This is a genomic window from Polynucleobacter sp. AP-Latsch-80-C2 (assembly GCF_018882185.1).
Taxonomy (GTDB): Bacteria; Pseudomonadota; Gammaproteobacteria; order Burkholderiales; family Burkholderiaceae; genus Polynucleobacter.
Genome location: NZ_JACVOY010000002.1, coordinates 79,152 through 91,813 on the forward strand (window position 1 = coordinate 79,152; position 12,662 = coordinate 91,813).

Genomic DNA, 12,662 nt, shown 5'->3' on the forward strand with positions numbered 1-12,662 from the left:
GTTAACTCTTAAACCAAACACGAAATACACAATTAATAAATCAAACATGGTGCCCATGGGCAGGATCGAACTGCCGACCTCTCCCTTACCAAGGGAGTGCTCTACCACTGAGCCACATGGGCGAAATCACAAACAAATTCTGGAGCGGGATAAGAGAATCGAACTCTTGACCGAAGATTGGAAATCTGCTGTTTTACCATTAAACTAATCCCGCACATCTGGTGGAGGGGGTAGGATTCGAACCTACGTAGGCATAGCCAACAGATTTACAGTCTGCCTCCTTTAGCCGCTCGGACACCCCTCCGCGAACCCAATATTCTGACTCCAAATGGAGTTTCTGTCAATCACTCTAAACGCTTTGCACAAGTAAAAACGCCCAGACCTAAAAGGGTCTGGGCGTCGCATTGGTGCCCGGCAGTTACCTACTTTCACACGGGTAATCCGCACTATCATCGGCGTAGAATCGTTTCACTGTCCTGTTCGGGATGGGAAGGAGTGGTTCCAATTCGCTATGGTCACCGGGCGTAGAGGGTCGAGTTGCTGATAAATCAACAACTCTATTTGAGTAAGCATGTAATAAGGATGCAGATTAAATCCGGCAAACATCCAACACAATAGTGCTGGTTATAGGATCAAGCCTAACGGGCAATTAGTATCGGTTAGCTTAATGCATTACTGCACTTCCACACCCGACCTATCAACGTTGTGGTCTTCAACGACCCTTTATGTAGGTTAAACCTACGGGAGATCTCATCTTCAGGCAAGTTTCCCGCTTAGATGCTTTCAGCGGTTATCTCTTCCATTCATAGCTACCCTGCGATGCTTCTGGCGAAACAACAGGTACACCAGCGGAATGTCCACTCCGGTCCTCTCGTACTAGGAGCAGCCCCCGTCAAATCTCCAACGCCCATGGCAGATAGGGACCAAACTGTCTCACGACGTTTTAAACCCAGCTCACGTACCTCTTTAAATGGCGAACAGCCATACCCTTGGGACCGGCTACAGCCCCAGGATGAGATGAGCCGACATCGAGGTGCCAAACACCGCCGTCGATATGAACTCTTGGGCGGTATCAGCCTGTTATCCCCAGAGTACCTTTTATCCGTTGAGCGATGGCCCTTCCATACAGAACCACCGGATCACTATGACCTGCTTTCGCACCTGCTCGACTTGTCGGTCTCGCAGTTAAGCACGCTTTTGCCATTGCACTTTAGGTACGATGTCCGACCGTACCAAGCGTACCTTCGTACTCCTCCGTTACACTTTGGGAGGAGACCGCCCCAGTCAAACTGCCTACCATGCACTGTTCCCGACCCGGATAACGGGCCAAGGTTAGAACCTCAAATAAATCAGGGTGGTATTTCAAGGTTGGCTCCAGCGAAACTAGCATTCCGCTTTCAACGCCTCCCACCTATCCTACACAGACCGATTCAAAGTCCAATGCAAAGCTACAGTAAAGGTTCATGGGGTCTTTCCGTCTAGCCACGGGTAGATTGCATCATCACAAACATTTCAACTTCGCTGAGTCTCAGGAGGAGACAGTGTGGCCATCGTTACGCCATTCGTGCAGGTCGGAACTTACCCGACAAGGAATTTCGCTACCTTAGGACCGTTATAGTTACGGCCGCCGTTTACTGGGACTTCAATCAAGAGCTTGCACCCCATCATTTAATCTTCCAGCACCGGGCAGGCGTCACACCCTATACGTCCACTTTCGTGTTTGCAGAGTGCTGTGTTTTTATTAAACAGTCGCAGCCACCTTTTTATTGCAACCCTTTCGTCCTCCCCTTGTACAGGGTCAAACTACCAGGGCGTACCTTATCCCGAAGTTACGGTACAAATTTGCCGAGTTCCTTCTCCTGAGTTCTCTCAAGCGCCTTAGAATACTCATCTCGCCCACCTGTGTCGGTTTGCGGTACGGTCTTGTTAGACTGAAGCTTAGAGGCTTTTCTTGGAACCACTTCCAATTGCTTCGCGAATAAATTCGCTCGTCTCACGCCCTTGAATTACGCTACCGGATTTACCTAATAGCCATCTCCAACGTAAGAACCGGGACTTCCAACACCCGGACAACTTTCCGCGATCCGTCCCCCCATCGCATCTAACAATGGTCAAGGAATATTAACCTTGTTCCCATCAGCTACGCATCTCTGCCTCGCCTTAGGGGCCGACTCACCCTGTTCCGATGAACGTTGAACAGGAAACCTTGGGCTTACGGCGAGGGGGCTTTTCACCCCCTTTATCGCTACTCATGTCAGCATTCGCACTTCTGATACCTCCAGCATCCTTTACAAGACACCTTCACAGGCTTACAGAACGCTCTCCTACCATCACATTGCTGTGATCCGCAGCTTCGGTTATATGCTTAGCCCCGTTACATCTTCCGCGCAGGACGACTCGATCAGTGAGCTATTACGCTTTCTTTAAAGGATGGCTGCTTCTAAGCCAACCTCCTGACTGTTTTAGCCTTCCCACTTCGTTTCCCACTTAGCATATATTAGGGACCTTAGCTGGCGGTCTGGGTTGTTTCCCTCTTGACACCGGACGTTAGCACCCGATGTCTGTCTCCCGTGCTTGCACTTGTAGGTATTCGGAGTTTGCTATGGCGCAGTAATCCGCAATGGACCCCACTACCATGACAGTGCTCTACCCCCTACAGTGATACACGAGGCACTACCTAAATAGTTTTCGGAGAGAACCAGCTATTTCCAGTTTTGTTTAGCCTTTCACCCCTATCCACAGCTCATCCCCTAACTTTTCAACGTTAGTGGGTTCGGTCCTCCAGTACGTGTTACCGCACCTTCAACCTGGCCATGGATAGATCAACTGGTTTCGGGTCTACACCCAGCAACTAGCGCCCTATTCGGACTCGCTTTCGCTACGCCTTCCCTATTCGGTTAAGCTTGCTACTGAATGTAAGTCGCTGACCCATTATACAAAAGGTACGCAGTCACCCCTTACGAGGCTCCTACTGTTTGTATGCACACAATTTCAGGATCTATTTCACTCCCCTCCCGGGGTTCTTTTCGCCTTTCCCTCACGGTACTTGTTCACTATCGGTCGATTACGAGTATTTAGCCTTGGAGGATGGTCCCCCCATATTCAGACAGGATTTCTCGTGTCCCGCCCTACTTGTCTCTAGCCTAGTACCACTCAATGATTTTCACATACGGGACTATCACCCTTTATTGTTGGACTTTCCATTCCATTCTGTTAATTACTGAGCTATCACTAGAAGGCTCTTCCCATTTCGCTCGCCACTACTCTGGGAATCTCGGTTGATGTCTTTTCCTCTTGCTACTTAGATGTTTCAGTTCACAAGGTTCGCTTCTCATACCCTATGTATTCAGGTATGGATACCACAAAAGTGGTGGGTTTCCCCATTCAGAAATCCCCGGATCAAAGCTTATTTACCAGCTCCCCGGGGCTTATCGCAGGTTATAACGTCTTTCGTCGCCTGTAATCGCCAAGGCATCCATCATGTGCACTTATTCACTTGATCCTATAACGAGCACCATTGCTAGTACCTGTTACAGGTTTACTTCTACTTCTGACATGTTTGCCGTAATCCAAACTGTAAGTACTTTGTTAAGAACTTGGTAAAACTCGTTTGTATTACTGATTGATGATTCAATCTTTACCCTTATTACATTGTCAAATGTCCTCTCAAAGAAACATTTGACACTTTGCTTACTCAAATTTTTAAAGAACAGCCATAAATGGCAAAACTAAACAATCGTTAGATCGCTTAGTTTTGACATTTAGATGATGGTGGAGGATGACGGGATCGAACCGACGACCCCCTGCTTGCAAAGCAGGTGCTCTCCCAGCTGAGCTAATCCCCCAACGTCCCACTAAGTCTTGTTTCTGGCTGGTGGTGGGTCTGGTAGGACTTGAACCTACGACCCCTGCGTTATCAACACAGTGCTCTAACCAGCTGAGCTACAGACCCGTGGCTTTTATTGTCAACCGATAAGTGTGGGCACTATAGCTCCAGCATCTTTTCTCTAGAAAGGAGGTGATCCAGCCGCACCTTCCGATACGGCTACCTTGTTACGACTTTACCCCAGTCATGAACCCTGCCGTGGCAGTCGCCCTCCTTGCGGTTAGGCTAACGGCTTCTGGCAAAACCCACTCCCATGGTATGACGGGCGGTGTGTACAAGACCCGGGAACGTATTCACCGCGACATTCTGATCCGCGATTACTAGCGATTCCAGCTTCACGTAGTCGAGTTGCAGACTACGATCCGGACTACGATGCATTTTCTGAGATTAGCTCCCCCTCGCGGGTTGGCAACCCTCTGTATGCACCATTGTATGACGTGTGAAGCCCTACCCATAAGGGCCATGAGGACTTGACGTCATCCCCACCTTCCTCCGGTTTGTCACCGGCAGTCTCTTTAGAGTGCTCTTGCGTAGCAACTAAAGACAAGGGTTGCGCTCGTTGCGGGACTTAACCCAACATCTCACGACACGAGCTGACGACAGCCATGCAGCACCTGTGTTCACTTTCTCTTACGAGCACCTAATGTATCTCTACTTCGTTAGTGACATGTCAAGGGTAGGTAAGGTTTTTCGCGTTGCATCGAATTAATCCACATCATCCACCGCTTGTGCGGGTCCCCGTCAATTCCTTTGAGTTTTAATCTTGCGACCGTACTCCCCAGGCGGCTGACTTCACGCGTTAGCTACGTTACTCAGGATGTAAATCCCGAACAACTAGTCAGCATCGTTTAGGGCGTGGACTACCAGGGTATCTAATCCTGTTTGCTCCCCACGCTTTCGTGCATGAGCGTCAGTGTTATCCCAGGGGGCTGCCTTCGCCATTGGTATTCCTCCACATATCTACGCATTTCACTGCTACACGTGGAATTCTACCCCCCTCTGACACACTCTAGCTATACAGTCACAGGCGCCATTCCCAGGTTAAGCCCGGGGATTTCACGCCTGTCTTGTATAACCGCCTGCGCACGCTTTACGCCCAGTAATTCCGATTAACGCTCGCACCCTACGTATTACCGCGGCTGCTGGCACGTAGTTAGCCGGTGCTTATTCTTCAGGTACCGTCATTCCCGGACTGTGTTAGAGCCGGTGTTTCTTCCCTGACAAAAGAGCTTTACAACCCGAAGGCCTTCTTCACTCACGCGGCATTGCTGGATCAGGGTTTCCCCCATTGTCCAAAATTCCCCACTGCTGCCTCCCGTAGGAGTCTGGGCCGTGTCTCAGTCCCAGTGTGGCTGATCGTCCTCTCAGACCAGCTACTGATCGTCGCCTTGGTGGGCTTTTACCCCACCAACAAGCTAATCAGGCATCGGCCGCTCTAATCGCGCGAGGTCTTTCGATCCCCCGCTTTCCCCCTCAGGGCGTATGCGGTATTAGCACAGCTTTCGCTGCGTTATCCCCCACGATAAGGTACGTTCCGATGTATTACTCACCCGTTCGCCACTCGCCACCAGGTGCAAGCACCCGTGCTGCCGTTCGACTTGCATGTGTAAGGCATGCCGCCAGCGTTCAATCTGAGCCAGGATCAAACTCTTCAGTTTAATTCCTGTGATCCTTGCGGATCGTCGCACTCATTCAAGAAATTGACTTGGTAATAAAACCAAATCTTTTTACTGTCTATGAGTACTATTTATTTACATCTGTCCCGAAGGACTGGATGCTTTCACTTAGTACCCACAATTATCGGTTGACTAATTTTTAAAGAGAGCTGACTTGTTTCGTATTTCAAAAAACATTCAGCGGAGAGGTGAAACTATAGCGCACTTATTTCGGGTCGTCAACACCTTTCGTAGTCTTTTTCCTTAAAAAGGCGTAGTTTTTTCTGATCCTTAAAATAAACTCAATGAAATCAGACAGATAGAAATTAAAAAAATATTTCACTTTTTTTAAAAATTTCAGGGTTTTGGAGCATTTCCATCCTTTTTGCTCTCTAAGCCTTCGTTTTTAACCCTTCAAATGCAGTATTTTGGCCACACCCTAGGGAAAACCCTGAATTTTTCACCAAACCCTGCTAATATATTGCTATGCACAATAAATTAGCGAATGATCACTTACCTAGCCAGCCCTACACGGCAGGACAGGCGGTCCCTGTACGCGAGCTTCATGCCGGACACAGGGCCGAGATCCTGAATCATTTATTACAACTAAATGAAGATGATCGCCGCCTCCGATTTGGTACACAAACCCCGGATGAGGTGATTGCCCACTATGTTGAGCACCTAGACTTCAATAAGGACAATGTATTTGGCGTATTTGATGACGACCTTCGCTTGATTGGTATGGCCCACTTGGCATATTTGCCAGAAACCAAAGGTCAGGCGCGTGCCGCAGAATTTGGCGTTTCAGTATTGCCAGAAGGGCGCTCGCAAGGGCTTGGAACAGCACTTCTGCAACGCTCTGCCGTGCATTCACGCAATACCCGCATTGAAACCTTGTATGTACATTGCCTTGCAAATAACAAAGCCATGATGCATCTGGCCCAGAAGGCCGGTATGCGCGTTGAATATGCCTACGGTGATGCTGATGCTTACTTGAAGCTATCGCCTGCCAGCCCTGCAACCATAGTTGAAGAAGCAGCAAATGAGCAATGGGCTGACTTGGACTACGCAATGAAAGCCAACCTCAAGAAATCTAATCAAGCATGGTGGTGGTTCTTAGGCAGACCTGGTCTAGCGCGCTAATTTGCGCTTGGCGCGCCGCGCAATATCCAACTCGTTAAGAGAGATAAATCAGCGTCGCTTAATTTGGTATTTGCAGGCATGGGCACAACGCCCCATGAGCCTGCGCCACCTTTCAATATCTTATTTTTTAAAAATGATTGCGCACCGGAATCATTTTTATATTTCAAAGCAATCGATTCAAAGCTTGGGCCAACAATTTTTTTATTAATTGCATGGCAACCTAAGCAAGCATTTTTTTTCGCAACTGAAAATGCATTCTGATCCTCGCTAGCTGCATGAGTGGTTTGCAAACAGAAAACCAAAACAACAAAAATTATTTTGGCAAAAATTTGCAGCGCACTCATCAGACTTATTAAAAATTACTGGAACTTCGGCGGGCTAGAGGGCTGCGCTTCATCAGCCTTACCGGCATTTTCTAAACGTGTTTTTTCTGCATTAGAAATAATGTCAAAGTATGCGTACACATCTTTCACGCCATTGGTATTGCTCGCAATTTTTTTAGCTAAGTCTGCTTCACCTTGAGTCAAAATTCCCATCAAATAAACGCTGCTTCCTTCCGCAACAATGACCATGGAGTTAGATGGCAGCTGTTGCGTAAAAATCATTTGTGTTTTGATTTTTGACTCGAGATAGGTATCGTTTGCGCGCATGGTGTATGTGCTATTCGGCCCAATGATGAGCTCATTAAATACAGAGCGTGCATTCTTCATGCCCTTGATATAAGACTCAGCATCGCTTTTGATTGCTGCATCTTTCACCTCACCAGTTAACAACACCTTCTGATTAAATGAGGTCACGTTAATATGCGCATTGTCACCAAACTTTTTATCAAATGCGCCATTTGCCTCTAGCTCTATACCCTTATCAATGGCCTGTACACCGGGCGTACGACGATCAGCCAGCACTGTTGCTGTAGCAGCTACACCGCCTACTGCAATCACCCCGCAGGCGGACAATTGTGAAACAGCAATACAGGCGACCAATAACTTACTGAAGTTTTGCATTTGATACTTTCTAAAAATTAATCGAGCAGAAGATGGTCGACGCCATCACATAATCCATGAAGTAACACTAAGTGGGTTTCTTGAATGCGCGCAGTTCGAGTAGATGGTGCACACAGATGAATATCGTCAGCATCTAAAAGGCTTGCAATTTTTCCACCACCGTTACCAGTCAAGGCGATAATTTTGATGTCCATTTTTTTGGCTGCTTCGATAGCCTTCACGACATTCTTAGAATTGCCTGAAGTAGAGATTCCCAAAAGAATGTCGCCTTTTTTACCCAAGCCTCTGACTTGCTTACTAAAGACTTCGTCGTAGCTGTAGTCGTTACCAACTGCGGTCAAGATAGAAGTATCTGTGGTGAGGGCAATTGCTGCTAGTTCTTGGCGCTCTCTTTCAAAGCGTCCAATTAACTCCGCTGCAAAATGCTGAGCATCTGCTGCAGATCCGCCATTACCGCAAGCCATAATCTTGCCGCCTGCACGCAAGCAATCAACCATGGCTACTACGCCACGGGCAACCGCTTCTGGAAGAACTTTTTCAGCCTCTTGCTTTACTGCAATGCTGTCTAAAAAATGTTGGGATGCTCTTTGGCGCAACCGTTCAATTGTGTTTTTATCCATAGCAATATTATGCGCCAAAGGCCGAACAAGTCGCTATGAGGGCAGGGGAAACCAAAAGCAACGTATCCTCTTACCTATTGACCTTTCTTACGCACAAAATACCCCCTATGGACGCTGGCGCATTCGAATTTTTAAAGCAGCAGGATTTACCTGCTGGAGCGCTCTATATGGTTGCGACCCCAATAGGAAATTTAGGGGACATTACTTTGCGCGCCCTGCACGTCCTTAACACAGTGGATGGTATTGCCTGCGAAGATACTCGTCATAGCGCATCACTCTTGCAGCAATTTGGCATCCACAAAAAATGTCTTGCGCTCCATGAGCATAATGAGATCAGCGGTGCTCAAACGGTGATTCAACATTTAGCCAACAATGAACGCTGGGCCTATATATCGGATGCAGGCACCCCTGGAGTATCGGATCCCGGTGCACGGCTGGTAAATGAGGTTGAAAAAGCAGGTTTTAGAGTCATTCCCATTCCTGGGGCGAGCGCTGTTGCTGCATCTATTTCAGTATCTGGTTCTGTGATGCTCAACTCTGAAGGGCGCTTTCAATTCCTAGGATTTTGGCCTAATAAAACAAAAGAGCGTGACAGTCTTTTACAAGACATCAGCGCTAGTAAAAAAACGAGCATCTTTTTCGAGTCTCCGCACAATATTCGAGAAACACTAGTGCTTTTAGCAAACCATTTAGAGCCCGGGCGAAAAGTATTGGTTGGTCGCGAACTCACTAAAAAATTTGAACAAATTGTTGCGCTTGAGGCGGCTCAATTAACGCAATGGGTAAACGATGCTGAAAGCTTAAAGGGGGAGTTTGTTATTTTGATAGCAGGGCGCCAAGCCAGTTCTGATGAGGCTCCAGACCATGCTGCTCTATTAAAGTGGGCTAATGCCTTAAGTCCTTATTTAGGTAGCAAAGAAATTGCAGCCGTCCTTTCACAAGCCCTGGGTCTTCCTAAAAAAGAAGCCTATCAGGTTGCGCTAGATGCGAAAGATGCCAGCAAGTCATAAGAAAAAAGCTGGCCTATAGCCAGCTTTTTGTAATGCCGCAATGAATTATTTTGCAGCTGGTGCGCTTGGCTCCGCCAACTTACCGCCAGCAGAATTTGCTAGGTAGACAACAGCACGCCCTAATTCGTAATCACTAATGTCTGCAGGGTTTGAACCGCCACGCGCCGGCATTGCCCCTTTACCCTTCAGCACGGAAGTCATTAGGCCATCATAGCCCTTACCTAAGCGTGCAGACCAGGCGCTCGTATCACCAAATTTAGGTGCGCCAGCAGCACCGGTAGCATGGCATGCAGCACAAACTGCTTTATAAACTTGCTCGCCCGTTTGCATCTCGCGTGGGCCGCTTGCATCTTTAAAATTTAATTGGCCAACCGGCTTAATCAGCTGCTCGGTGGTGGTTGAAGCATCGCCACGCTTACCATTATTAACAAATATCATTAGCAACAAAATAATGATCAAGGGTACAAAAAAGCTTGCAAACACCATGATGATGAGTTGTTTTGGGGACTTAATTAGATTTCCGTGCTCGTTACTCATAGGAATTTATCGTTTGGGGTGTTTAAGGTTGTTTTGCCGTGATTATAACTAGAGAGTAGGGGTATAGGCACTTACAATAGCGGGGTATCCGTTTTTTCTGCTGGCGCCCGTAGCTCAGTGGATAGAGTATTGGCCTCCGAAGCCAAGGGTCGCAGGTTCGATTCCTGCCGGGCGCGCCAAAACTGTGGGGTTTTTTGACCTATGTCATGCGTAAAATCGTGAAAACCGCTATCATTTGCGTCTAACTTATTGATTCTTATCGTGTCTACACATCTAAATTCAGCCCTTTCAGAGCCCTCTTTAACTAACCCATTGCCTCCTGAGGCGCCATTACCACACCGAAAAATCATTCGGGGCTGGTTAATTCCAATGGCTCAAGGCGAGACCGGGCGCGCAATCATGCTTTTAGCCATTGATGCGGCTTTATGGCTTGGCTGTATTGCTGGCACGATTTTTGTTGAAAACATCCTGCTCAAAATCATTTTTGGATTGATTGCTGGTTTTGTTACAGGCCGCATTTTTATTTTGGGCCATGATGCCTGCCATCAAAGCTTCACCCCTAACCGCGAGCTTAATAAAGTTCTGGGTCGTATTGCCTTTTTGCCATCTCTAACCCCATATAGTCTTTGGGATGTAGGGCATAACGTAGTTCATCATGGTCAAACCAACTTAAAGGGTTTTGACTTTGTCTGGGCGCCTTTGTCAAAGGCAGAATACGACGCGCTATCCCCAGGACGTAAGGCTCTAGAGCGCCTTTACCGTAGTGGCTGGGGGCCTGTGTTCTATTACCTCCTAGAGATCTGGTGGAGACGTGAGTATTTCCCAAACGCTAAGAACAAACCTGGCGATCGCCCTATTTTCTTAAAAGACAACTTGCTTGTGACTGCTTTTGCAATCGCTTGGATCGGCTGTCTTATTGCTGGCGCAATCGCAACTGACCAATCTATTTGGATTGGTTTAATTACTGGCTTTGCCGTTCCTTTTCTGTTCTGGAATGGGATGATTGGTTTTGTTGTCTACGTACACCATACCCATCCTAATGTGTCTTGGTATGACAAAAAATCAGAGTGGTTACGTGCGCAGCCTTTTGTATCCACAACCGTGCACCTGACCTTTAACTGGATTTGGGGTTCATTAATGCACCACATCATGGAGCACACCGCCCATCACGTGGATATGAGCGTACCCCTCTATCGCCTGCAAGAAGCCCAAACAACCCTGGAAACTATCCTTCCTGAGCGTATATTTGTACAAAAGTTCTCTTGGGGTTGGTATTTCGATACCGCCCGTAAATGCAAGCTATATGACTTTGAGAACAAGGCTTGGCTCGATTTTGATGGCAATAAGACGGCTGATTCCGTCCAAGTTGTGCTCAGCCCAGCCCCAGTGGGACAAAACGGGTAAAATAGATCTTCTGTATAAGATTTTCCTTACCCGGATTGCCCATGACTACCTCGACTCCTGCTGCTACCCAAGACACTTCCCAGAGCCTTAAATTTTGCTCTTCTTGCAGTCGCGAAAAGCGACTAGAGGGTGGCACATGGATTCCAACGAGCAATCGTAAGCAACGCTGGATCTGCGCTAGCTGTTTATACAATCGTACGCACCGTACTGGCTCTGCAAAAACCTAATCTGTCGTTTTTGCTTTTTTAAATTCAGAGTTTAATTCTTAGGCGCTAGCTTCTACGCGCCATCTCCTACATATGGGTTTGTTTTGCGTTCTGCGCCGAACGTAGACATTGGCCCATGTCCAGGAACAAACTGTACATCATCTCCTAATGGCCACAACTTCGTTTTGATTGCATGAATTAAATCGGCATGATTCCCACGAGGGAAATCGGTTCTCCCAATTGAGCCAGCAAATAAAACATCGCCAACAATTGCAAGGCGATCAGCCTTGTCAAAAAAAACTACATGTCCAGGTGTGTGTCCGGGACAATGAAAAACTTCAAGATCAACATTACCCAGTTGCACATGATCTCCATCGCTTAACCAGCGATTAGGCTCAAATACTTTGGCATGACCAAATCCAAATCGCACGGTTTGCTGGGGTAACTGATCAATCCAAAAACGTTCATCCACTTGCGGCCCCACGATAGGGACTCCTAGCTGGTCTGCAAGATCCTTGGCTGCGGCACAGTGATCAAGGTGTCCATGGGTTAACAAGATCTGCTTTACGGTACCGCCCATCTGTTTGACGCCTTCCAAAATCTTATCAAGATCGCCTCCAGGATCAACCACGGCAGCATCACCAGTCTCTTGACATACCAAAATTGAACAATTTTGTTCATACGGCGTTACGGGAACAATTCCTAATTTGATTGGCATAAGCAGAGGACAGAAAAATTAATTGTTTGTGAAGTGCACAGTGTAGGGGACTGAGCATAAAATATTCCCAAAGGATAAACAATGAATACCCAAGACACTTTTAAATTTGCAGAAACGCACGAGTGGGCTGACCCAGAAAATGATGGCCTCGTTTGGGTTGGTATCAGCAACCATGCACAAGAAGCATTGGGTGATGTGATGTTTTTTCAGGCGCCCAAGATTGGCCAGCAAGTAAAGCAAGGTGAAGCCATTGCAGCAATTGAATCTGTTAAAGCGGCAAGTGACATACATGCGCCCGTTAGCGGTGAAATTGTTGCGCTAAATGATGCAGTAGATGCAGCGCCTGAGCTAGTCAATGAAAAGCCTTACGCAGTGTGGCTATTTAAAATTAAACCTGACTCCAATGCCTCATTATCTTCAGAGCTTGAACAATTGATGAGCCTTGATCAATACCAATCCGGCCCAGGGGCGTAAGCCAA

Annotated in this window: 10 protein-coding genes, 6 tRNA genes and 3 rRNA genes; 6 read left to right on the forward strand and 13 right to left on the reverse strand. The window is 47.4% G+C overall.

All coding sequences use genetic code 11. From position 1 onward, the window contains the following. Positions 1-47: 47 nt before the first annotated feature. From ICN47_RS02760 to ICN47_RS02795, 8 genes are all read right to left on the reverse strand, one after another. Positions 48-122, reverse strand: a tRNA-Thr gene (locus ICN47_RS02760). A gap of 18 nt (positions 123-140) precedes the next feature. Then, positions 141-214, reverse strand: a tRNA-Gly gene (locus tag ICN47_RS02765). Between the two features lie 5 nt (positions 215-219). Continuing rightward, positions 220-304: transfer RNA gene (locus ICN47_RS02770), tRNA-Tyr, on the reverse strand. A 105-nt stretch (positions 305-409) separates the two neighbouring features. Next, positions 410-523, reverse strand: a 5S ribosomal RNA gene (gene rrf / locus ICN47_RS02775). 105 nt (positions 524-628) lie between these two features. Further along, a 23S ribosomal RNA gene (locus ICN47_RS02780) occupies positions 629-3,502 on the reverse strand. Between the two features lie 267 nt (positions 3,503-3,769). Next, positions 3,770-3,845 (reverse strand) — tRNA-Ala (locus ICN47_RS02785). A 30-nt stretch (positions 3,846-3,875) separates the two neighbouring features. Then, a tRNA-Ile gene (locus tag ICN47_RS02790) sits at positions 3,876-3,952 on the reverse strand. Between the two features lie 59 nt (positions 3,953-4,011). Next, positions 4,012-5,544, reverse strand: a 16S ribosomal RNA gene (locus tag ICN47_RS02795). Together the 16S, 23S and 5S rRNA genes with 5 tRNA genes alongside form the textbook arrangement of a ribosomal RNA operon. Positions 5,545-6,027: 483 nt before the next feature. Here ICN47_RS02795 and ICN47_RS02800 point away from each other — a divergent pair. Beyond that, the gene (locus tag ICN47_RS02800; RefSeq protein ID WP_216218365.1) at positions 6,028-6,684 is read left to right on the forward strand and encodes a GNAT family N-acetyltransferase; all 657 of its coding nucleotides are present in this window, start codon (positions 6,028-6,030) and stop codon (positions 6,682-6,684) included. Here the strand turns inward: ICN47_RS02800 and ICN47_RS02805 are convergent. Genes ICN47_RS02805 through ICN47_RS02815 form a run of 3 tightly spaced genes read right to left on the reverse strand, consistent with a single transcriptional unit; the run spans position 6,681 to position 8,308 of the window. Beyond that, on the reverse strand, positions 6,681-7,028 hold the full coding sequence (locus tag ICN47_RS02805) for a c-type cytochrome (protein WP_216218366.1): 348 nt from the start codon (positions 7,026-7,028) through the stop codon (positions 6,681-6,683). The two genes, ICN47_RS02800 and ICN47_RS02805, sit on opposite strands and share 4 nt — an antisense overlap. 15 nt (positions 7,029-7,043) lie before the next feature. After that, a complete protein-coding gene (locus ICN47_RS02810) occupies positions 7,044-7,688 on the reverse strand; it encodes a BON domain-containing protein (RefSeq protein WP_216218367.1) in 645 nt (214 codons plus the stop codon). Positions 7,689-7,705: 17 nt separating this feature from the next. Next, positions 7,706-8,308 carry a phosphoheptose isomerase gene (locus ICN47_RS02815; protein ID WP_216218368.1) on the reverse strand — a complete coding sequence of 201 codons (603 nt, stop codon included), beginning with the start codon at positions 8,306-8,308 and terminating at the stop codon, positions 7,706-7,708. Between the two features lie 107 nt (positions 8,309-8,415). Between ICN47_RS02815 and rsmI the strand changes: the two genes are divergently transcribed. Continuing rightward, on the forward strand, positions 8,416-9,318 hold the full coding sequence (gene rsmI, locus ICN47_RS02820) for a 16S rRNA (cytidine(1402)-2'-O)-methyltransferase (protein WP_216218369.1): 903 nt from the start codon (positions 8,416-8,418) through the stop codon (positions 9,316-9,318). A 45-nt stretch (positions 9,319-9,363) separates the two neighbouring features. Here rsmI and ICN47_RS02825 read toward each other — a convergent pair whose 3' ends face one another. Next, positions 9,364-9,855 (reverse strand): cytochrome c5 family protein, encoded by a 492-nt coding sequence (locus tag ICN47_RS02825; protein WP_216218370.1) that lies wholly within the window; start codon positions 9,853-9,855, stop codon positions 9,364-9,366. A gap of 103 nt (positions 9,856-9,958) precedes the next feature. Between ICN47_RS02825 and ICN47_RS02830 the strand changes: the two genes are divergently transcribed. From ICN47_RS02830 to ICN47_RS02840, 3 genes are all read left to right on the forward strand, one after another. Next, positions 9,959-10,034, forward strand: a tRNA-Arg gene (locus ICN47_RS02830). An 82-nt stretch (positions 10,035-10,116) separates the two neighbouring features. After that, on the forward strand, positions 10,117-11,259 hold the full coding sequence (locus tag ICN47_RS02835; protein WP_370626245.1) for a fatty acid desaturase: 1,143 nt from the start codon (positions 10,117-10,119) through the stop codon (positions 11,257-11,259). 41 nt (positions 11,260-11,300) lie between these two features. Further along, the gene (locus ICN47_RS02840; protein WP_129560400.1) at positions 11,301-11,486 is read left to right on the forward strand and encodes a hypothetical protein; all 186 of its coding nucleotides are present in this window, start codon (positions 11,301-11,303) and stop codon (positions 11,484-11,486) included. 52 nt (positions 11,487-11,538) lie between these two features. On the opposite strand, the gene ICN47_RS02845 is transcribed toward ICN47_RS02840, so the two are convergent. After that, complete coding sequence (locus ICN47_RS02845; protein ID WP_216862598.1) at positions 11,539-12,183, reverse strand: MBL fold metallo-hydrolase; 645 nt, start codon at positions 12,181-12,183, stop codon at positions 11,539-11,541. A gap of 81 nt (positions 12,184-12,264) precedes the next feature. Between ICN47_RS02845 and gcvH the strand changes: the two genes are divergently transcribed. After that, positions 12,265-12,657, forward strand: coding sequence for a glycine cleavage system protein GcvH (gcvH, locus tag ICN47_RS02850; RefSeq protein WP_216218371.1), 393 nt, complete (start codon positions 12,265-12,267; stop codon positions 12,655-12,657). Positions 12,658-12,662: the final 5 nt, after the last annotated feature.

What these genes read in the sequence shown, in the direction of transcription:
- ICN47_RS02800 (WP_216218365.1), top strand. Translation starts at nt 6,028, where the DNA reads ATGCACAATAAATTAGCGAATGATCACTTACCTAGCCAGCCCTACACG.
- ICN47_RS02805 (WP_216218366.1), bottom strand. Translation starts at nt 7,028, where the DNA reads ATGAGTGCGCTGCAAATTTTTGCCAAAATAATTTTTGTTGTTTTGGTT.
- ICN47_RS02810 (WP_216218367.1), bottom strand. Translation starts at nt 7,688, where the DNA reads ATGCAAAACTTCAGTAAGTTATTGGTCGCCTGTATTGCTGTTTCACAA.
- ICN47_RS02815 (WP_216218368.1), bottom strand. Translation starts at nt 8,308, where the DNA reads ATGGATAAAAACACAATTGAACGGTTGCGCCAAAGAGCATCCCAACAT.
- rsmI (WP_216218369.1), top strand. Translation starts at nt 8,416, where the DNA reads ATGGACGCTGGCGCATTCGAATTTTTAAAGCAGCAGGATTTACCTGCT.
- ICN47_RS02825 (WP_216218370.1), bottom strand. Translation starts at nt 9,855, where the DNA reads ATGAGTAACGAGCACGGAAATCTAATTAAGTCCCCAAAACAACTCATC.
- ICN47_RS02840 (WP_129560400.1), top strand. Translation starts at nt 11,301, where the DNA reads ATGACTACCTCGACTCCTGCTGCTACCCAAGACACTTCCCAGAGCCTT.
- ICN47_RS02845 (WP_216862598.1), bottom strand. Translation starts at nt 12,183, where the DNA reads ATGCCAATCAAATTAGGAATTGTTCCCGTAACGCCGTATGAACAAAAT.
- gcvH (WP_216218371.1), top strand. Translation starts at nt 12,265, where the DNA reads ATGAATACCCAAGACACTTTTAAATTTGCAGAAACGCACGAGTGGGCT.